Here is an 18,195-nt window from a genome sequence, read left to right as displayed (position 1 = left end):
GATTCCTCACTTCTGGATACGTTCGGCCACGAGCACCGGCCGCTCGGGCAGCGACACCTCGACGGCGGTCCCGGCGCCGAGCCCGGTGGCCTCGTGGGCGGGCAGGTCGGCCTTGGCCTCGGTGCCGTCGGCGAGCCGTACGGTGACCCGGACGACCGCGCCGAGGAAGGCGGTGGCGACGACCCGGGCGGTGCCCTGCTCGTCCGGGCGCACCTGGACGGCCTCGGGCCGCACCAGCACGTCCACCTCGCCGTCGGACACCTCGCCGTCGGCCGGCAGCCGCTGCCCGAGCACCTCGACGGTGCCGTCCTTCAGCGCGCCCGGGATCCGGCTCATCGTGCCGACGAACTCGGCGACGAAGGCGGTGGCGGGGCGGCCGTACAACTCGGCGGGCTCGGCGCACTGTTCGAGGCATCCGGCGCGCATGACGGCGACCCGGTCGGCGATCGACAGGGCCTCTTCCTGGTCGTGGGTGACGAACAGGGTCGTGATCCCCAGCTCCTGCTGGAGCCGGCGGATCTCCTCGCGCAGGGTGAGCCGCACCTTGGCGTCCAGCGCGGACAGCGGCTCGTCGAGCAGCAGCACACGCGGGCGCAGGGCGAGGGCGCGGGCCAGCGCGATGCGCTGCTGCTGGCCGCCGGAGAGCTGGTGCGGATAGCGCTCGCTCTTGTCGGCGAGGCCGACCAGCTCCAGCAACTCGGCGGCGCGGGCGCGCCGCTCGGAGGTTCGGACGCCGCGCATGCGCAGCCCGAAGGCGACGTTGTCGACGGCGCTCAGGTGCGGGAAGAGGCTGTACGACTGGAAGACCATGCCGGCGTCGCGGCGGTGGGCCGGCACGTGGGTGACGTCCTCGCCGTCCACCAGCACGGCGCCGGAGTCGGGGTGTTCGAAGCCGGCGAGCATGCGCAGTGCGGTGGTCTTGCCGCAGCCGGAGGGGCCGAGCAGGGCCAGGAACTCCCCCGGGCGGACGGTCAGGTCGAGCCCGTCGAGGGCGACGGTGGCCCCGAACTCACGCCGCAGCGAACGGAATTCGACGGTGGCGGCCTGTGTGCGGGTCTCGGGCAGGGTGGCGGTCATGTAGGTCATCCCCGGGAAGGAGCGGTTCGGGTGCGTCCGCGGCCGGCACCGGCGAGCGCGAGGAGCAGGGCCCAGGTGACGAGCAGGCTGAGCACGGACACGGCGACGGACATCTGGGCCTGCTCGCCGCCGACGTTGTAGATCCACACGGCGAAGGGCGCGTATCCCAGCAGATGGGAGACCGTGAACTCGCCGAGGACCAGGGCCAGCGTGAGGAAGGACGCGTTCAGCAGGGCGCCGCGCAGATTGGGCAGCACGGCCCGGACGAGGGCCTTGGGCCAGGAGGCGCCGCAGCTGCGGGCCGCCTCGACCAGGGTCCGTACGTCGATGGCACGCAGACCGGTGTCCAGGGCGCGGTAGACGAACGGCAGGGCCATCACGACGTAGGCGAGGACGAGCACGACGGGGAAGCTGTCGTTCTGGATCACCACGAACGTCTCGAACAGCGGCGTCCGGGCCAGATGCTCGGGGCCCCACTTCAGGACGGTCGCGATCCCGGCGACGAACGCGATGGGCGGCACCACCAGCGGCAGCGAGCACACCACGTCCACCACCGGGCGCAGCCGGGGCGCGCCGAGCCGGAGCGCGACCACGGCGGGCACCATCAGCAGCAGCACGACCGCGATGGTGGCGACGGCCAGTTCCAGCGAGAGCAGCAGGCTGGTCAGGAAGCCGTCGGCGGAGAGGATCTTGGTGTAGGCGTCGACGGTGAGGCCCTGGCCGGGCACGTCGACCGTGAAGATCACGGAGGCGGCGAGCGGCACCAGGAAGTACAGGGCGGCGAGGCCGAGGACGATCCACCGCCAGAGGGTCAGGCGTCGAGCCATCGGGCACTCCGTCGCTGAAGGGGCAGGTACACGGACATCACCAGGCCCGCCACCAGGACCATGTCGAGGCTGAGGGCGAGGGCGACGTTCTCCTGGCCGACCAGCACGTTGCCGGACAGGGCGTCGGCGATCTGCAGGGTGACCAGGGGGACCGCGCTGCCGACCATGGCGGCGGCGGTGGCGTAGGCGGCGAAGGCGCTGCCGAACAGCAGCACCAGGCCGCCGAGCAGCGAGGGTGCCAGCACGGGCAGGGCCACGTGCCGCCAGTACTGCACGCCGGTGGCGCCGTTGTTCAGCGCGGCCTCGCGCCACTGGGAGCGCAGTCCGTCCAGCGCGGGGGTGATGGTGAGGACCATGAGGGGGATGAGGAAGTACAGGTAGACGAGGACCAGGCCCCAGAAGCTGTACAGGTCCCAGCCGCTGTCCTTCAGGCCGAGGTGCACGGTCAGCACACCCGCGTTGCCGAGGGTGGCGACGAAGGCGAAGGCGAGCGGGACCCCGCCGAAGTTGGCGAGCACGCCGGAGGCGGTCAGCACGGCCTCGCGCAGCCAGCTGGAGCGGGAGGAGACCACGGCCTGGGCGAGCGGCAGCCCGAGCAGGGCGCCGAGCGCGGCGGAGAGCGCGGACAGCTTGACGCTGCCGAGCAGGGCGGTGAGGTACGGGCCCTGCAGCGAGGCCGTCATGTTGGCGCCGGTGTAGGTGGTGGCGCCCGTGGTGGCGTCGTCGACCGAGAAGGCGCCGTTCACGATGGCGACGGCGGGCAGGCCGAAGGCGATGGCGACGAAGACCAGCAGCGGTACGACCGCGAGCCAGCCGGGGGCGCGGCGCCGCCGCTTCGCCGAAGCGACGGGCGCCACGTCCGCGCGCGGGAGAGCGGCGGTCATCCGGAGACGGCCTTCCCCCAGCCCTGCGCGATGACCGTCTTGGCCTTGCTCTGCTGGGTCTCGGTCGGGAAGGACGGCGTACCGGTGACCTTCGGGAGCTTGGCGGCGGCCGTCTTGTCCAGCGTGCCGGCCTTCTCCATGGCGGTCATCAGGGCCGGGCGGGCGTAGCCCCCCAGCCAGAGGTTCTGGCCCTCGGTGCTGTACAGGTACTCCTGCCACAGGCGGGCGGCCGCCGGGTGCGGGGCGTCCTTGTTGATGGCCTGGGAGTAGTACTGGGCGTACTGGCCGTCGCTCGGGATGACGACCTTCCAGTCCAGGCCCTTGGACTTGAACTCGTCGGCGTAGCCGGCGTTCAGGTAGTCCCAGTCGATGGAGATGGGCGTCTCGCCCTTCTCGACGGTGGCCGGGGTGGACTCGACGGGCGTGTAGTTGCCGCTCTTCTTGAGCTTGGCGAAGAAGTCCAGGCCGGGCTGGATGTCGTCGAAGGAGCCGCCGTTCGCGAGCGCCGCCGCGTAGACGCCGCCGAAGGCCGAGCCGGACTTGGTGGGGTTGCCGTTGAGGGCGACCTGGCCCTTGTACTCGGGCTTGAGCAGGTCCTTGAAGCTGGTCGGGCACTCCTTGACGCGCTTGTCGTCGCAGCCGATGGAGACATAGCCGCCGTAGTCGTTGTACCAGCGGGCCTGCGGGTCCTTCTGGGCCTCGGGGATGTCGGCGTAGGAGGCCACCTTGTAGGGGGCGAGCAGGCCCTGCTGGGCGGCGCTCAGCGCGAACGAGGAGCCCAGGTCGAGGACGTCGGGGGCGCGGTCCTGGCCCTTGCGGGTGGTGACGGCGTTGATCTCGTCCTGGCTGGTGCCGTCGGGGCTCTCGTCCTGGATCTTGATGCCGTACTTCTTCTGGAAACCGTCGATGAGGGCGCCGTAGTTCGCCCAGTCGCGGGGCACCGCGATGATGTGCAGCGTGCCCTCCTTCTTGGCCGCCTTGACCAGGGCGTCCATGCCGCCGAAGTCGGCCGCGGAGGTGGCGGAGGCGGCGTTCTTGCCGTCCTTGGTCGTGGTCGACGCGTTGTCGGGGGCGGCGCCGCAGGCGCTGAGCGCGAGCGCGGCGACGGCGGCGAGGGTGCCGCCGAGGACGGCGTTTCTCGGCAGGGACACGGTCACGGTCTCTCCAGGGGACGCATGAGGGTTGCGGAGAACTTGTCTGAACAAGTTGCGTCACAGTACGCCCGCTCGCGGTGTCCTGTCTGTAAACGGGAGCGAAACTTTGGGCCCTGGTTGGCTGCACAATCCAGACCGTTTCAGATCACGCTCAGGTCTCGATTAGGCTGGTCACGCTGTGCACACTGACCCGAGCAGAGGGGAAGCATGACCGCGCGACACGAGGAGATCGCCGACGAGCTGCGGCGGGCGATCGACCGCGAGGAGTACACGGTCGGCAGCCGGCTGCCCTCGGAGGCGGAACTCGCGACGCACTACGGCGTCTCCCGCGGCACGGTCCGCCAGGCCGTCGCGACCCTCACCTCCGAAGGCCTGATCGGCTCCCGTCAGGGCGCCCGGCGCGTCGTGCTCGCCAGCCGCCGCAGCCAGAGCTTCGAGGAACTGCGCAGCTTCGCCCAGTGGGCCCGCGCGATGGGCCGCGCGGCGACGGGCCGGGTGGTGTCCCAGGAGTACCGCCCGGCCACGGCCGAGGACGCCGTACGCCTCCAACTGCCTGTCGGCACACAGGTGTTGCACGTACTCCGGGTGCGCGGCCTGGACGGCGAGCCGGTGCTGCTGGAGCGCACGGTGTACGCCGACTGGATCTCCCCGGCGGTCGAGTCGATCGAGCCGGACTGTCCCTCGGTCACACAGCGGCTGTACGACGACACGGGTCTCGTCTTCGCGTACGGCGAGCATGTGATCGACGCGGTCGCCTGCGGCGCGCGGGACGCCGAGTTGCTGGGGATCCGCCGTACCAGCCCGCTGCTGCGGGTGCGGCGCGTCACCACGACCCGTGAGGGCCGACCCGTCGAGTGGTCCGATGACCGGTACCGCCCCGACGCGGTCAGTTTCAGCGTGCGGAACTCGATAGGCAGCAACGCGTTGGCGCGGAAGACCGCGGAGTAGAGCTCGCGCAGTTCCCCTACCCCGGCGCCCCGGAGGAAAAGCGCCGCAGCAAGGGCGACAGCACCAGCACCGACTTGGTCCGCTCCACGAAGGGCTCCCCGGCGATGCGCTCCAGCACCCGCTCGAAGTGCCGCATGTCGGAGGCGAAGACCTGGGCGATCGCGTCCGCGTCGCCGGTGACGGTCGACGCGGCCACGACCTCCTGATAGCGCTCCAGGCCGCGCTGGATGGTGTCCGGCGACGTGTTCCGCCGGCAGTAGATCTCGATGTAGCCCTCGGTCTCCCAGCCGAGCGCCGCCGGATCCACCCGCACGGTGAATCCGGTGATCGCTCCGGTGGCCCGCAGCCGGTCCACGCGCCGCTTCACCGCGGGCGCGGACAGCCCGACCATCTGCCCGATGTCCGCGTACGAGCGGCGGGCGTCCTCGGCGAGGGCGTGCACGATACGTTCGTCGAGATCGTTCAGCACAGGGGGTGTGTCACTTCTTCGGTTCGGTCACTTCTCTGCCGTCACCGCGAGGTCGTCACCGGTCGCGAGACGGGAACGGCGATAGCCGTACACGAAGTAGAACACGAGCCCGACGGCCATCCAGACACCGAACACGATCCACGTGACGGCCGACAGGCTGCCCATCATCCACACGCAGAAGGCGAAGCCCAGCGCGGGCAGCACCGGCGACAGCGGAACGCGGAAGGAGCGGTGCATGGCCGGGCGGGTCCGGCGCAGCACCACGACGGCCACGTTGACCAGCGCGAAGGCGAACAGCGTGCCGATGCTGGTGGCGTCCGCGAGCTGGCCCAGCGGGATCGCGGCGGCGAGGACACCGCAGAACACCGAGACGATGACCGTGTTGGCGCGCGGGGCGCCGGTCCTCGGGTGGACCTTGGCGAAGATCTTGGGCACCAGCCCGTCCCGGGACATGGCGAACAGGATGCGGGTCTGGCCGTAGAGCACGGTCAGCACGACGCTCGCGATGGCGATGACCGCGCAGAACGCCAGCAGGGTGCCCCAGAAGCTCTGCCCGGTGACGTCCGTCATGATCTGCGCGAGCGCGGCCTCGGAGTCCTTGAACTTCCGCCACGGCCAGGCACCCACGGCGACGGCGGCGACGAGGACGTACAGCGCGGTCACGATGACCAGGGAGAGCATGATCGCGCGGGGCAGGTCGCGCTGGGCGTTCTTGGCCTCCTCACCGGCGGTGGAGGCGGCGTCGAAGCCGATGTAGGAGAAGAACAGCGTGGCGCCGGCCGCGCTGACGCCGGCCATGCCGAGCGGCATGAAGTGGGAGTAGTTGCCGGACTTGAAGCCCATGAAGCCGATGGCGCAGAAGAGGATCAGCGCGGCGATCTTCACGGACACCATGATGGTGTTGGCCCGCGCGGACTCCTTGGCGCCGCCGAGCAGGAACACCATGCCGAGCAGGACGACGATCAGGGCGGGCAGGTTGAAGATGCCCCCCTGGCCGGGCGGGGCCGACAGGACCGTCGGGATGGTCACGCCGATGGTGCCGTCCAGCAGCTCGTTCAGGTACTCGCCCCAGCCGACGGCCACGGCGGCGACCGAGACGCCGTACTCCAGGAGCAGACACCAGCCGCAGACCCAGGCGATCAGTTCGCCCATCGTTGCGTATGCGTACGAGTACGAGGAGCCGGAGACCGGGATGGTGCCCGCCAGCTCGGCGTAGGACAGGGCGGAGAACAGCGCGGTGAGTCCGGCGATCACGAAGGAGAGGGTGACGGCCGGGCCCGCCTTGGGGACGGCCTCGCCGAGGACGACGAAGATGCCGGTGCCGAGGGTGGCACCGATGCTGATCATGGTCAGCTGCCACAGGCCGAGGGACCGCCGAAGCGAGCCTCCCTCGCCCTGGCCGCCCTCCGCGACCAGGCGTTCCACGGGCTTGCGCCGCATGAGGCGCGCGGCGACTCCCCGGGCTGCGGGGGCGGTCGCTGTGCGGTCGTGCGGGGGTGCGCCTTGGTCGAGCACGCGCTGGCTCCTTCATCCTGCCGGTCATTGCGTTCGGGGACCGGGGCAGCCCTGCGCGGGCCGGGGCCCACCGAGCGAGGTCCCCGCCACGCCACGTACAGCGCAGCACCTTACGGGGGTGGCCTTCACGGGCGTAATGCAGCAACCTTGCGCGTCCCCGCATGATCATTGCGTTGATCGGACCGGAATGACAAATCGTTGTGCGCCGACTGTCGACCGTTGCACGGCAACGGCCCCCGTCCTCCCGGCGAGCGGGAACAACGGGGGCCGTGCGGAAGGGAGTTGGATCAGGTCCAGCTGGCGTGCAGCGGCTTGCCCTCGGCGTAGCCGGCCGCGCTCTGGATGCCCACGATCGCCTTCTCGGCGAACTCCTCCAGGGAGCCGGCACCGGCGTAGGTGCACGAGGAGCGGACGCCCGCGATGATCGAGTCGATCAGGTCCTCCACGCCCGGGCGGGCCGGGTCGAGGAACATGCGCGAGGTGGAGATGCCCTCCTCGAACAGCGCCTTGCGGGCGCGGTCGTACGCCGACTCCTCCGAGGTGCGGTTGCGCACCGCGCGGGCGGACGCCATGCCGAAGGACTCCTTGTAGGCGCGGCCGTCCGCGTCGTGCTGCAGGTCGCCCGGGGACTCGTAGGTGCCCGCGAACCAGGAGCCGACCATCACGTTGGACGCGCCGGCCGCGAGGGCCATGGCCACGTCACGCGGGTGCCGGACACCGCCGTCGGCCCACACGTGCTTGCCGTACTTCCTCGCCTCGGCGGCGCACTCCAGCACCGCGGAGAACTGCGGCCGGCCCACACCGGTCATCATGCGGGTGGTGCACATGGCACCGGGGCCCACACCGACCTTGACGATATCCGCGCCGGCGTCGATCAGGTCCTTCACGCCCTCGGCGGAGACGATGTTGCCCGCGGCGATCGGCACCTGCGGGTCGAGCGCGCGCACCAGCCTGATGGCGGTGATCATCGACTCCTGGTGGCCGTGCGCGGTGTCGATGACGAGCGTGTCCACGCCCGCGTCGAGCAGCTGCTTGGCCTTGCCCGCCACATCGCCGTTGATGCCGACGGCGGCGGCGATCCGCAGCTTGCCGTTCTTGTCGACGGCCGGGGTGTACAGCGTGGCGCGCAGGGCGCCCTTGCGGGTCAGGATGCCGGCCAGCTTGCCGTCCTTGTCGACGGCCGGGGCGTAGCGGCGGTTGTGGTGGTCCAGGGTGTTGAAGGCCTCGCGCGGGTCGATGTCCGCGTCCAGCAGGAGCAGGTCCTTGGACATGACCACTTCGAGCTGGGTGAAGCGGTCGACGCCGGTGAGGTCCGCGTCGGTGACGACGCCGACGGGCCGCTGCTCCTCGTCCACGACCACACCTGCGTTGTGGGCGCGCTTGGGCAGCAGGGCGAGGGCGTCGGCGACGGTCTGGTGCGGGGCCAGCACGATCGGCGTGTCGAGCACCAGGTGGCGGCTCTTCACCCAGGAGACGACATCGGTGACGACATCGATCGGGATGTCCTGCGGGATGACCACCAGACCGCCGCGCCGGGCCACCGTCTCGGCCATGCGGCGGCCGGCGATGGCGGTCATGTTGGCCACGACGAGCGGGATGGTGGTGCCCGTGCCGTCCGGCGAGGCGAGGTCCACGCCCTGACGCGAGCCCACCGCGGAGCGGCTCGGCACCATGAACACGTCGTCGTACGTCAGGTCGTACGCGGGCTGGATGTCATTGAGGAAACGCACGTGCTGCACATCCCAGTCGATCAGAGGTGACCCCCCGACAGGTGTGCCAGGGGGAAAAGAGCACGTACTTCATTGTCCCATGCCGGGGCCACGGTCATACCCGGGCGGAACCTCCAGGGTCCCCGGGACCCGTTCGGAGGATCCGCCGAATGCCGCACGGTGGCGCCGGCGCGGCCGAACCTGACACGCCATCAGGCACCGGAGCGGGTCATTCCAGCGCGAGGGCGACCGTGAGCGGCCCGGTGCGGTCGGCGGCCTCGGTGAGCACCTCCCGCGCCACCCGCCACTCCTCCGGGCGGTCGTCCGCGTACGGCCGCCAGCCGGTGACGACGAGGAGGAGCCCCCGGTTCGCCGCCTCCTCGGGCCAGACGGACGGATCGGAGAGGCTGTCGAGGAGCGCGTCCCAGTTCCGGCCGAACCAGTCGGGCAGGGCCAGCGTCCGCGCCACGGCGTCCATCAGCCCGGCCTTGTCCGTGACGCCGCCGAGATCCAGCCGGACCGTCAGTCGGCCCGCGAGGTCGTTGCTCATCTCAGCACCGCCCGGAACGATGTGTAGTGATCATCGGTGTAGTAGATCTCCCCGCCCTGACCGGTGACGATGCGCCGGGCCCCGCGATCGCGGGAGCCGGGCGTCCGGACCGTGTACTCGTGGTAGTAGCCGCGCCCGTGCTTCGGCAGCCGGCCCTCGAAGTCTCCGAAGACGACCCCGTCCCTGGCGTACGGGAAGGGGCCGCCCCGGTCGATGAGGGCGAGCGTCCGCCGGGCCTCGGCGGGCAGCTCGGCCGCCCGGACGGTGGCCATGCCGTGGGCCCATGACGGCGCGGACACGGCCGACGGGCCCCGGCTGGACCCCACGCTCGCACGGGTGCCGGAGGCACTCGACGAGCAACCCGTCAGCAGGACGGCGAGGACGACGGCCAGCAGCCCCGCGAGCGCACGGGGCACCGAGAGACGAGGACGGCGGGGGACGAACCGCGACAGCATGCCGATGATGCTGCCACGGCCGTCCCGCACCGAGGACGCCCCGCCCCGCGTGGCGCGTCCGCGCACCGGGCGCCTCAGTGCCCGTCGGGGTCCGTGCGGCCGAGCGTCGGCTTCGGCGTCGGCCCGGCCGTCATCAGGTAGTCCGCGGCGGAGGTGTCCGTGACCAGGCTGGTGACCAGCCCGGAGCGCAGCACCGCGTCGATCGCGGCCGCCTTGCGCTGACCGCCGGCGATCGCCACGACCTCCGGGATACGGCGCAGCTGGTCGGCCTTGACGGTGATGCACCGCTCCCCCAGGTCCCGCCCGATCCGGCGCCCCTCGGCGTCGAAGAGGTGCGCGGCCATCTCGGCGGCGACGCCGAGCGAGGCGTAGTGCGCCCGCTCCTCGTCGCTGAGCATGTCGTGCACGGTCGAGATGCCCGGCTCCCAGGAGCCGATGGAGACGCAGGCGACCGTGACCTTGTCGAAGTACTCGAAGGCCCGGGCGATCCCGGTCTGGTTGCGCAGCGCCGCCGCGGTCGCCGCGTCCGGCAGCAGCATCGGCGCGTAGATGGGGTGGGCGTCGCCGCCCGACACCTGGGCGGCGCGGCGCACGGCCTCGACCGAGCCGCGCTCCGAGGTCCCGGCGTCGTACACGCCCGTCAGCTGCACCACCGTGCACGGCGGCAGCCGGTCGAGCGCCGCCGCCATGTGGATCGTGGACCGGCCCCAGGCCAGCCCGAGCACGTCCCCCTCGTTGACGAGCTCGCCGAGCAGGTCGGCTGCCACTTCCCCCAGGTTCTCGGGGTCGGGGGTCTCCTCGGCCTCGGCCGGGGACTCGACCACGACGGCGTGCCGCAGGCCGTAGCGGGCGCGGAGCGCGTCGGAGCGCTCGGCGTCCAGCTCGGCGGGGACACGGATCTCGATGCGCACGAGATCCCGTTCGAGAGCCGTTTCCAGGACCCGGGCCACCTTGAAGCGGCTGACGCCGAACTCCTCCGCGATCTGGATCTTGGACTTGCCCTCGAGGTAGAAGCGGCGGGCCATGGCCGCCGCCTGCACCAGCTCAGCGGGTCCCATCCGCATGGCTGACCGGCCCGCCGACATACCCGACACGGCGATCTCCTCACTGCTGTTCACACTCTGGACTCGCCGTTCATCCTTGCAGATTCGGCGCTGCGGATCCGCCCTGATAGGGGCCGTTCACTTAACCGTTCACGTACCTGTGGCTCAGTGGTCGCATGCCCAGGATGCCTTGGCGGTAGCCGTCTCGGCCTGGGCGCGCAGGGCACGGACCGCCTCTGCCGGGTCCTTCGCCCCGTACACGGCCGAGCCGGCCACGAACACGTCCGCTCCCGCGTCGGCGCAACTCTCGATCGTCGAGGCCGAGACGCCGCCGTCCACCTGGAGCCACAGCTGCAGGCCGTGCTTGCTGATCAGCTCACGGGTGCGGCGGATCTTCGGCAGCATGATGTCGAGGAACGCCTGGCCGCCGAAGCCGGGCTCGACCGTCATGATCAGCAGCATGTCGAGTTCCGGGAGCAGGTCCTCGTACGGCTCGATCGGCGTCGCGGGCTTGAGCGCCATGGAGGCGCGGGCCCCCTTGGCACGGATCTCCCGGGCGAGTCGCACCGGAGCGGCGGCCGCCTCCACGTGGAACGTGACGGAGGAGGCGCCCGCCTCCACGTACTGGGGCGCCCAGCGGTCGGGGTCCTCGATCATCAGGTGGCAGTCCAGCGGGGTGTCCGTCGCTCGCGCCAGGGACTCCACGACCGGCACGCCGAGCGTGAGGTTCGGGACGAAGTGGTTGTCCATGACGTCGACATGGAGCCAGTCGGCGCCTTGGACCGCCTTGGCCTCCTCCGCGAGGCGGGCGAAGTCGGCGGACAGGATGCTGGGGTTGATCTGGGCCATGCCCCAAGCCTGCCATGCCGCTGCGCTGGGCTGTAACGGCGGTCTGGTGCGGTTGTGGTTCGTCTGCCGGCCGGTGGTGGGCTGGTCGCGCAGTTCCCCGCGCCCCTTGCGGGGCGCTACACCCCGCGGTGTTTCAGCCCGTTCTGCGGATCAGGGCCAGGTACATCGCGTCCGTGCCGTGCAGGTGGGGCCAGAGTTGTACGTCCGGGCCCTCGCCCAACGCCGGAACCCCCGGCAGCATCGGGCGGGCGTCGATCAGCTCGGTGTCCGGGCGCTGCTTGAGTACGTCGGCCACGACGGCGCGGGTCTCCGCCAGGTGCGGGGAGCAGGTCGCATAGCCGACGACTCCGCCGACCCGCACCGAGTCCAGCGCCGTGCGCAGCAGGGCGCGCTGGAGGGGGGCGAAGTTGTCCAGGTCCTCCGGACGCCGCCGCCAGCGGGCCTCGGGGCGGCGGCGCAGGGCGCCGAGGCCGGTGCACGGCACGTCCATGAGGACGCGGTCGAAGGTGCCGGGGCGCCACGGCGGCCGGGTGCCGTCGGCGGCGATCACCTGGTACGGCCCCGGGTTGCCGGCCAGCGCCCTGGCCACGAGCCCCGCCCGGTGCGGCTGCTTCTCGGAGGCGAGCAGCGTGGCCCCGCGCTCGGCGGCGAGGGCGGCCAGCAGGGCGGCCTTCCCGCCGGGCCCGGCGCACCCGTCGAGCCACTTCGTGTCGGTCCCCTCCAGGGGCGCGGTGGCGAGTGCGAGGGCGACCAGCTGGCTGCCCTCGTCCTGCACTCCGGCCCGCCCCTCCCGCACGGCCGGTACCGCGCCCGGTTCACCGCCCTCGGCGAGCCGCACGGCGTACGGCGACCAGCGCCCCGGCACGGCGGCCTCCTCGCGCAGCAGCTCCTCGGCAGTGGCCCGCCCCGGCCGCGCGACCAGGGTCACCTCGGGCCGTTCGTTGTCGGCCTCCAGAAGGTCCTCGATACCGGCGCGCCCGCCGCCGAGGGAGTCCCAGAGCGCGGAGACGACCCAGCGGGGATGAGAGTGCACGACGGCCAGGTGGTCCTCCGGGTCCTCGTCGTACGGCGGCGCGACCTTCCCCAGCCACCCGTCGAGGTCGTCTTGGGCCACCTTGCGCAGCACGGCGTTGACGAACTTGGCCCGCCCGTCACCGAGCACCACCCGCGCCAGCTCCACGGCGGAGGACACGGCGGCGTGAGTAGGGATCCTGGTACCGAGCAATTGGTGCGCACCGAGGCTGAGCACGTCGAGCACCGGCGGGTCGACCTCGCCGAGCGGCCGGTCGACACAGGCGGCGATCACCGCGTCGTACGTGCCCTGCCGACGCAGCGTGCCGTACACCAGCTCGGTGGCGAGGGCGGCGTCCCGCGCGTCGAAGTCGCCCTTCTCGCGGGCCTTCCTCAGCAGCGGAGGCAGCACGAGGTTGGCGTACGCGTCCCGCTCGTCGACCGCGCGCAGTGCCTCGAAGGCCAGGATGCGGACGGGGTCCTTCTGCGGACGGCGGTAGGGCTTGGCGGGCCTGCGCGGCCGCCGGGACTGCTCGCTCACGAAAAAGGTGCTCCGGATGTGAAGAAGGGGTGCGGTCTCCAGCCTACGTCGGCGCACCGCCACCCCCGCCGCCCGGGGCCTCAGCAGCCTCAGCCGCCGAGCGTCTCGTTCTCGGCGATGCGCACGCCCCGCGCCCAGTCGGCCGCCCGCATCGGCTTCTTGCCCTGCGCCTGCACCCAGAGCAGCTCGACGGCGTACGAACCGGTGCCCACGTGCACGCTGTTCTTGCCGACGGCCATCCGCCCCGGCGCGAGGTCGGTGCGCTCGGGCACGGGGGTGACCTGGATGAGCTTGAGCCGCTCGCCGCGGAAGATGGTCCAGGCGCCGGGCGCCGGGGTGCAGCCGCGCACCACCCGGTCGACTCGTAGCGCGGGCGCCGTCCAGTCGACCTGGGCGTCCTCGACGGTGATTTTCGGCGCGAGGGTGATGCCGTCGGCCGGCTGCGGTACGGCCTTCAGGGTGCCGTCCTCGATGCCGTCCATGGTCGCGGCGAGCAGCCCCGCCCCCGCGAAGGCGAGCCGGGTGAGCAGGTCGCCGCTGGTGTCGGTGGGCCGGATCTGCTCGGTCACCGTGCCGTAGACGGGACCGGAGTCGAGCCCCTCCTCGATGAGGAACGTCGACGCCCCGGTGATCTCGTCGCCGGCCATGATGGCGTGCTGCACGGGAGCGGCGCCCCGCCAGGCCGGCAGCAGCGAGAAGTGCAGGTTGACCCAGCCGTGGGCGGGGATGTCGAGGGCCACGCGGGGCAACAGGGCGCCATAGGCGACGACGGGACAGCAGTCCGGCGCGATCTCCTTCAGCCGCTCGAGGAACTCCGGCTCCCGCGGCCTGACCGGCTTCAGCACCTCGATCCCGGCCTCCTCCGCCCGCTCGGCCACGGGCGACGCGACCAGCCTGCGCCCACGCCCGGCCGGCGCATCGGGCCGCGTGACGACGGCGACCACGTCGTGCCGCCCGGAGGCGATCAGAGCGTCCAGGGCGGGAACGGCGACCTCGGGGGTACCGGCGAAGACGAGCTTCATGGGCGGGATCGGGCCTCTCGGGCGGGGGTCGGACGGGCAGCGCACCAGTCTATGACCAAGCAAGCAGCCACAGGCCATCCCCACGGACGGACGCAGGTGCGGACGCCGACGGCGCGCACCCGGGACGACCGGCGTACGCATATGCCCGTACGCCCCCACCCCGTGACCAGCGGAGCGCACACGCGTTGGTCAAGAAAGAGTTGACCACAAAGGGCCGCTTTCGCGGCCCAATTCCTTTCAACGCCGGTTCGAGAGGCTTGTTCATGGCCGACCACGCAACCCACGACGCCCAGGCCCGGGCCAGCCTGCACTTGCTGGTGCGGGACATCGAGCGAGTCCGCCGGCAGGTGGACGCCCTGCGCACGCTCACCGCCCAGCTGGGCAACGTCTACCGCCCGCGCCGCTCCGGCCCGTCCACGGGCTTCGTCGTCTACGGACGCGCCCCCGCCCCGACGGTGCGCCTCGCCCAGGAACTCCGGGACAGTGTCGAAACCCTGGTCACGGCCGCCGTGGACTTCGACCGCTCACTCGGCTTCTCGTGGGACGCGGTGGGCTCGGCGCTCGGCGTCACCAAACAGGCGGTGCACCGCCGTTACGGCGCCCGCCGCGCCGCGGCCCAGGCGGCCGCCGAGGCCGAGCGGACCACGGAGCCGTCCGGCACCCGCACGCTCAATGTGAACACCGGCCTGCCCGCGGTCCCGACGGTCCCCGCGGCCCGCTCGATGCCCACGCAGCCCACCGCCGGCAGCCCGGCCCTGCGCGAGCGCGACGAGGCCCGCCCGACGGCCTTCCCCAGCCCCCGCAACGGCTGAACGACGGCTGACATCCGCCCTGCCCTCCCGCACACCGGGAGGGCAGACACGCGCCCGGACGGAGTACGGCGCACCACACCACCACCGGTCAGCCACCGACGACGAGCAACGAGCAACCCCGTCACCCGATGTCCGGCGGATCGATCCGCACCCGCACCGCCTCCCCGCTCCCCCGTGCCATCCGAGCGGCCTGGGCCGTCTTCAGCGCGGCAGCCAGCGCGGCCCCGCTGCCCGGCGGCACCCGGACCAGCGCCCGGTCCCAGTGCTCACCCGGCGGCGGCGCTCCGGGCCTGCGGGGCCGGCCGGGCGACACGGGCGGCATCGGCACCGGCCCCAGCACCTCCGCGTCCGGCGGCAGTTCGACCGAGGCCAGGAAATCGCTGACGGCCGCGGGCGTCCCGGACACGGCCGCCATCCGCGACACCGGCGGGAAGCCCAGCTCGGCCCGCTCGGCCCGTTCCCGCACCGCGTGCCCTACGGGGTCCCAGCGCACCAGCGCCTGCACCGGCCGCAGGGTCGGCTCGGCCACCACGACCACCGTGCCCCCCTCGCTCTGCGGCCGTACCAGCGCGCCCGCCGCGATCCACCGGCGCAGCGCGTCCTCGCCGGCCCGCAGGTCGGGTCGTACGAGCATGGCCCAGCCGTCCAGCAGGAGGGCCGCCGCGTAGCCTCCCTCGGCGACCGGTTCGGCCCCCGGGGTGCTCACGACCAGCGCGGGCGTGCCCGGCACCGTGTCCAGCACGTGTTCCCGGCCCGAGGTGCGCACCGGGACGGCGGGAAAGGCGCGCCCCAGTTCCTCGGCCGTCCGCCGCGCCCCCACGACCTGGGCGCGCAGCCGGAAGCCGCCGCACTCCGGGCAGTGCCAGGCACCCTCCTCGCGTCCGCACCAGTCGCACCGCAGAACCCCGGCGTCCTGCCCCTGGAGCGGCCCGGAGCAGTGCCGGCACCGGGCGGGTGCCCGGCACCGGTCGCAGGCCATGCGGGGCGCGTAGCCGCGCCTCGGCACCTGTACGAGCACCGGTCCGTGCCGCAGCCCGTCACGGGCCGCCTGCCAGGCGAGGGTCGGCAGGCGGGCGGCACGGGCGGCCTCGTCGCGCGCGAGGTCGTCGTCCCCGACCGTCCGGACCAGGGGGGCCGCTCGCCGCACCTGCTCCCGCCCGGCGACCAGCGGCCGGGCCCAGCCGCTCTCCACGAGCTGGGCGGCCTCCACGGTACAGCTCCAACTCCCCAGCAGGAAGGCGCACTTGTCCAGAGCGGCCCGCAGCAACAGCACGTCCCTGGCATGCGGCTGCGGGGCGTGCTGCTCGCTGTGGCTGTCGTCCCCGTCGTCCCAGACGGCCACGAGGCCCAGGTCCTGCACGGGTGCGAACATGGCGGCCCGGGTCCCCACCACGGCCCGTACGGACCCCCGGCGCACCGCGAGCCACTGCGCGTACCGCTTCTCGGGTCCCGCGTCGGCGGTGAGCAGCGCGTGCCGGCCCGTGCCGAGCAGCGCGGTGAGCGCGGCGTCGACCCGTGCGGCGGCACGCCCGTCCGGTACGACGACGAGGGCGCCGCGGCCCGAGGCGAGCGTGGCGGCGACGGCGCGGGCCAGTTCCTCGCTCCACAGCGGGCCCGGCAGTGCGTTCCAGACGGCCCTGGGCGACCCGCCGGAGGCCAGGGCCTGGAGGAATGCCTCCCCGTGCTCGTACCGCCCCCAGGAGGCCGCCTCCGGTGCCTTCGGCGGGGGCAGGGGGGCGGGCGACGGCCGCTGCTCGGCGCGGGCGCTGCGCGGCGGGACGGCCAGCTGGAGCACGTCGGCGAGGCTTCCGGCGTACCGGTCGGCCACGGCTCGCGCGAGGCCGAGCAGTTCCTCGCTCAGCACCGGCTCCGGCGACACGACCTGGGCCAGGGCGGCGAGCGGCCCGGAATAGTCGGACTCGGCCCGCCGCTCGACGAGGAACCCGTCGATGAGGCCGCCGCCCTCCCGACGCCCGTCCCGCACCCGGCCCCGCCCGGCCCCGAACCGCACCCGGACCCGCACCCCGGGCTGGGCCTGCTCGTCCAGCTCGGCGGGCACGGCGTAGTCGAAGAACCGGTCGAGATGCAGCACGCCCTTGTCGACCAGCACCCGGGCGACGGGCAGCCGCGGGGCGAGCTCGGCTCCCCGCCAGGTCCGCGGCTTGGCCCGCGGCACCTTCGCCTTGCGCACGCTCTCCCGGATGAGCGCGAGCTGCTCCGGCGGCGCCCCTTCGGCCCCGCCGTCCCCTGCTGCCGGGGGCGCCCCGTTCTCGCTGCTCACGCTTGCATTCTTACCAAACGGCACTGACAACCGACGTCCGCCCGGGATCCCGGTCGGCAGCGGTACGGATTCAGCTTCACCGCACGCCCCTCAGGGCGCACTCCGCGGCCGGGCCCCGGTCCGCGAGGAGCCCGACGCGCCGAGGCCCGGCCCCCGGCAAGGGGGTCCGGGCCTCGGTGAGAAGGGTGATCGGTGCTTACAGGCCCACGGCGGCGCGCAGGGCGTCCACGCGGTCGGTGCGCTCCCAGGTGAAGTCGGGCAGCTCGCGGCCGAAGTGGCCGTAGGCGGCCGTCTGCGCGTAGATCGGGCGGAGCAGGTCGAGGTCGCGGATGATCGCGGCCGGGCGGAGGTCGAAGACCTGGTCGATCGCCTTCTCGATCTTCTCGGCGTCGACCTTGGCGGTGCCGAAGGTCTCCACGAACAGCCCCACCGGCTCGGCCTTGCCGATCGCGTAGGCGACCTGGACCTCGCAGCGGGAGGCCAGGCCCGCCGCCACGACGTTCTTGGCCACCCAGCGCATCGCGTACGCCGCCGAGCGGTCCACCTTGGACGGGTCCTTGCCGGAGAACGCGCCGCCGCCGTGGCGGGCCATGCCGCCGTAGGTGTCGATGATGATCTTGCGGCCGGTCAGGCCGGCGTCGCCCATCGGACCGCCGATCTCGAAGCGGCCCGTCGGGTTGACCAGCAGGCGGTAGCCCTCGGTCTCCAGCTTGATGCCCTCGTCCAGCAGCGCCTTCAGCTCCGGCTCCACGACGAACTCGCGGATGTCGGGCGCCAGCAGCGACTCCAGGTCGATGTCCGAGGCGTGCTGGCTGGAGACCACCACCGTGTCCAGGCGGACGGCCTTGTCGCCGTCGTACTCGATGGTGACCTGCGTCTTGCCGTCCGGGCGCAGGTAGGGGATGGTGCCGTTCTTGCGCACCTCGGACAGGCGCTTGGACAGCCGGTGCGCCAGGAAGATCGGCAGCGGCATCAGCGTCGGCGTCTCGTCGGACGCGTAGCCGAACATCAGGCCCTGGTCGCCGGCGCCCTGCTTGTCCAGTTCGTC

The 18,195-nt window shown here is 72.6% G+C and carries 17 protein-coding genes; 2 read left to right on the top strand and 15 right to left on the bottom strand.

The features are described 5' to 3' along the window. Positions 1-6: 6 nt before the first annotated feature. From ACWC2T_RS29500 to ACWC2T_RS29485, 4 genes are read right to left on the bottom strand one after another with little or no spacing between them, the layout of a single operon-like run. On the bottom strand, positions 7-1,077 hold the full coding sequence (locus ACWC2T_RS29500) for an ABC transporter ATP-binding protein (RefSeq protein WP_450673388.1): 1,071 nt from the start codon (positions 1,075-1,077) through the stop codon (positions 7-9). A gap of 5 nt (positions 1,078-1,082) precedes the next feature. Continuing rightward, on the bottom strand, positions 1,083-1,904 hold the full coding sequence (locus tag ACWC2T_RS29495) for an ABC transporter permease (protein ID WP_450673387.1): 822 nt from the start codon (positions 1,902-1,904) through the stop codon (positions 1,083-1,085). Next, positions 1,889-2,788: an ABC transporter permease gene (locus ACWC2T_RS29490; RefSeq protein WP_450673386.1), complete on the bottom strand. Its 900-nt coding sequence runs from the start codon at positions 2,786-2,788 to the stop codon at positions 1,889-1,891. The genes ACWC2T_RS29495 and ACWC2T_RS29490 overlap by 16 nt, the downstream gene beginning before the upstream one ends. Then, on the bottom strand, positions 2,785-3,945 hold the full coding sequence (locus tag ACWC2T_RS29485; protein WP_450673385.1) for an ABC transporter substrate-binding protein: 1,161 nt from the start codon (positions 3,943-3,945) through the stop codon (positions 2,785-2,787). Before ACWC2T_RS29485 ends, ACWC2T_RS29490 begins: the two co-directional genes overlap by 4 nt. Before the next feature lie 204 nt (positions 3,946-4,149). Between ACWC2T_RS29485 and ACWC2T_RS29480 the strand changes: the two genes are divergently transcribed. Then, the gene (locus ACWC2T_RS29480) at positions 4,150-4,890 is read left to right on the top strand and encodes a GntR family transcriptional regulator (RefSeq protein WP_450673384.1); all 741 of its coding nucleotides are present in this window, start codon (positions 4,150-4,152) and stop codon (positions 4,888-4,890) included. 16 nt (positions 4,891-4,906) lie between these two features. Here the strand turns inward: ACWC2T_RS29480 and ACWC2T_RS29475 are convergent, their stop codons facing one another. The 9 genes from ACWC2T_RS29475 to fmt form a co-directional block, all read right to left on the bottom strand. Further along, positions 4,907-5,359, bottom strand: a complete 453-nt coding sequence (locus ACWC2T_RS29475; protein ID WP_031174468.1) for an Lrp/AsnC family transcriptional regulator — start codon at positions 5,357-5,359, stop codon at positions 4,907-4,909. A 27-nt stretch (positions 5,360-5,386) separates the two neighbouring features. Continuing rightward, positions 5,387-6,874, bottom strand: a complete 1,488-nt coding sequence (locus ACWC2T_RS29470; RefSeq protein ID WP_450673383.1) for an amino acid permease — start codon at positions 6,872-6,874, stop codon at positions 5,387-5,389. Between the two features lie 287 nt (positions 6,875-7,161). Further along, entirely contained in the window at positions 7,162-8,604 is a 1,443-nt protein-coding gene (locus tag ACWC2T_RS29465; RefSeq protein ID WP_450673382.1) for a GuaB1 family IMP dehydrogenase-related protein, read from the bottom strand. A 208-nt stretch (positions 8,605-8,812) separates the two neighbouring features. Then, positions 8,813-9,133, bottom strand: a complete 321-nt coding sequence (locus ACWC2T_RS29460; protein WP_450673381.1) for a barstar family protein — start codon at positions 9,131-9,133, stop codon at positions 8,813-8,815. Next, positions 9,130-9,588: a ribonuclease domain-containing protein gene (locus tag ACWC2T_RS29455; RefSeq protein WP_450673448.1), complete on the bottom strand. Its 459-nt coding sequence runs from the start codon at positions 9,586-9,588 to the stop codon at positions 9,130-9,132. Before ACWC2T_RS29455 ends, ACWC2T_RS29460 begins: the two co-directional genes overlap by 4 nt. A 74-nt stretch (positions 9,589-9,662) precedes the next feature. After that, complete coding sequence (locus tag ACWC2T_RS29450) at positions 9,663-10,706, bottom strand: sugar-binding transcriptional regulator (RefSeq protein ID WP_228618930.1); 1,044 nt, start codon at positions 10,704-10,706, stop codon at positions 9,663-9,665. A 90-nt stretch (positions 10,707-10,796) separates the two neighbouring features. After that, positions 10,797-11,480 carry a ribulose-phosphate 3-epimerase gene (rpe, locus tag ACWC2T_RS29445; RefSeq protein ID WP_450673380.1) on the bottom strand — a complete coding sequence of 228 codons (684 nt, stop codon included), beginning with the start codon at positions 11,478-11,480 and terminating at the stop codon, positions 10,797-10,799. 133 nt (positions 11,481-11,613) lie between these two features. Next, complete coding sequence (locus ACWC2T_RS29440; protein WP_450673379.1) at positions 11,614-13,032, bottom strand: RsmB/NOP family class I SAM-dependent RNA methyltransferase; 1,419 nt, start codon at positions 13,030-13,032, stop codon at positions 11,614-11,616. Positions 13,033-13,121: 89 nt separating this feature from the next. Beyond that, a complete protein-coding gene (fmt, locus tag ACWC2T_RS29435) occupies positions 13,122-14,054 on the bottom strand; it encodes a methionyl-tRNA formyltransferase (RefSeq protein WP_450673378.1) in 933 nt (310 codons plus the stop codon). 263 nt (positions 14,055-14,317) lie between these two features. Here fmt and ACWC2T_RS29430 point away from each other — a divergent pair, with 263 nt between their 5' ends. Then, positions 14,318-14,866: a hypothetical protein gene (locus ACWC2T_RS29430; RefSeq protein WP_450673377.1), complete on the top strand. Its 549-nt coding sequence runs from the start codon at positions 14,318-14,320 to the stop codon at positions 14,864-14,866. Between the two features lie 121 nt (positions 14,867-14,987). Here ACWC2T_RS29430 and ACWC2T_RS29425 read toward each other — a convergent pair whose 3' ends face one another. Together ACWC2T_RS29425 and metK are read right to left on the bottom strand one after the other, a co-directional pair. Beyond that, the gene (locus ACWC2T_RS29425) at positions 14,988-17,147 is read right to left on the bottom strand and encodes a primosomal protein N' (protein WP_450673376.1); all 2,160 of its coding nucleotides are present in this window, start codon (positions 17,145-17,147) and stop codon (positions 14,988-14,990) included. A 196-nt stretch (positions 17,148-17,343) separates the two neighbouring features. Further along, the coding region (gene metK, locus ACWC2T_RS29420; RefSeq protein ID WP_450673375.1) for a methionine adenosyltransferase at positions 17,344-18,195 on the bottom strand (852 nt) is incomplete at its 5' end.

It is taken from the genome of Streptomyces sp. NPDC001393 (assembly GCF_053597455.1).
The sequence above is the reverse complement of the archived record's forward strand: the minus strand, read 5'-3'. Positions and strand labels throughout refer to the sequence as shown.

What these genes read in the sequence shown, in the direction of transcription:
- ACWC2T_RS29500 (WP_450673388.1), bottom strand. Translation starts at nt 1,077, where the DNA reads ATGACCGCCACCCTGCCCGAGACCCGCACACAGGCCGCCACCGTCGAA.
- ACWC2T_RS29495 (WP_450673387.1), bottom strand. Translation starts at nt 1,904, where the DNA reads ATGGCTCGACGCCTGACCCTCTGGCGGTGGATCGTCCTCGGCCTCGCC.
- ACWC2T_RS29490 (WP_450673386.1), bottom strand. Translation starts at nt 2,788, where the DNA reads ATGACCGCCGCTCTCCCGCGCGCGGACGTGGCGCCCGTCGCTTCGGCG.
- ACWC2T_RS29480 (WP_450673384.1), top strand. Translation starts at nt 4,150, where the DNA reads ATGACCGCGCGACACGAGGAGATCGCCGACGAGCTGCGGCGGGCGATC.
- ACWC2T_RS29460 (WP_450673381.1), bottom strand. Translation starts at nt 9,133, where the DNA reads ATGAGCAACGACCTCGCGGGCCGACTGACGGTCCGGCTGGATCTCGGC.
- ACWC2T_RS29455 (WP_450673448.1), bottom strand. Translation starts at nt 9,588, where the DNA reads ATGCTGTCGCGGTTCGTCCCCCGCCGTCCTCGTCTCTCGGTGCCCCGT.
- rpe (WP_450673380.1), bottom strand. Translation starts at nt 11,480, where the DNA reads ATGGCCCAGATCAACCCCAGCATCCTGTCCGCCGACTTCGCCCGCCTC.
- fmt (WP_450673378.1), bottom strand. Translation starts at nt 14,054, where the DNA reads ATGAAGCTCGTCTTCGCCGGTACCCCCGAGGTCGCCGTTCCCGCCCTG.
- ACWC2T_RS29430 (WP_450673377.1), top strand. Translation starts at nt 14,318, where the DNA reads ATGGCCGACCACGCAACCCACGACGCCCAGGCCCGGGCCAGCCTGCAC.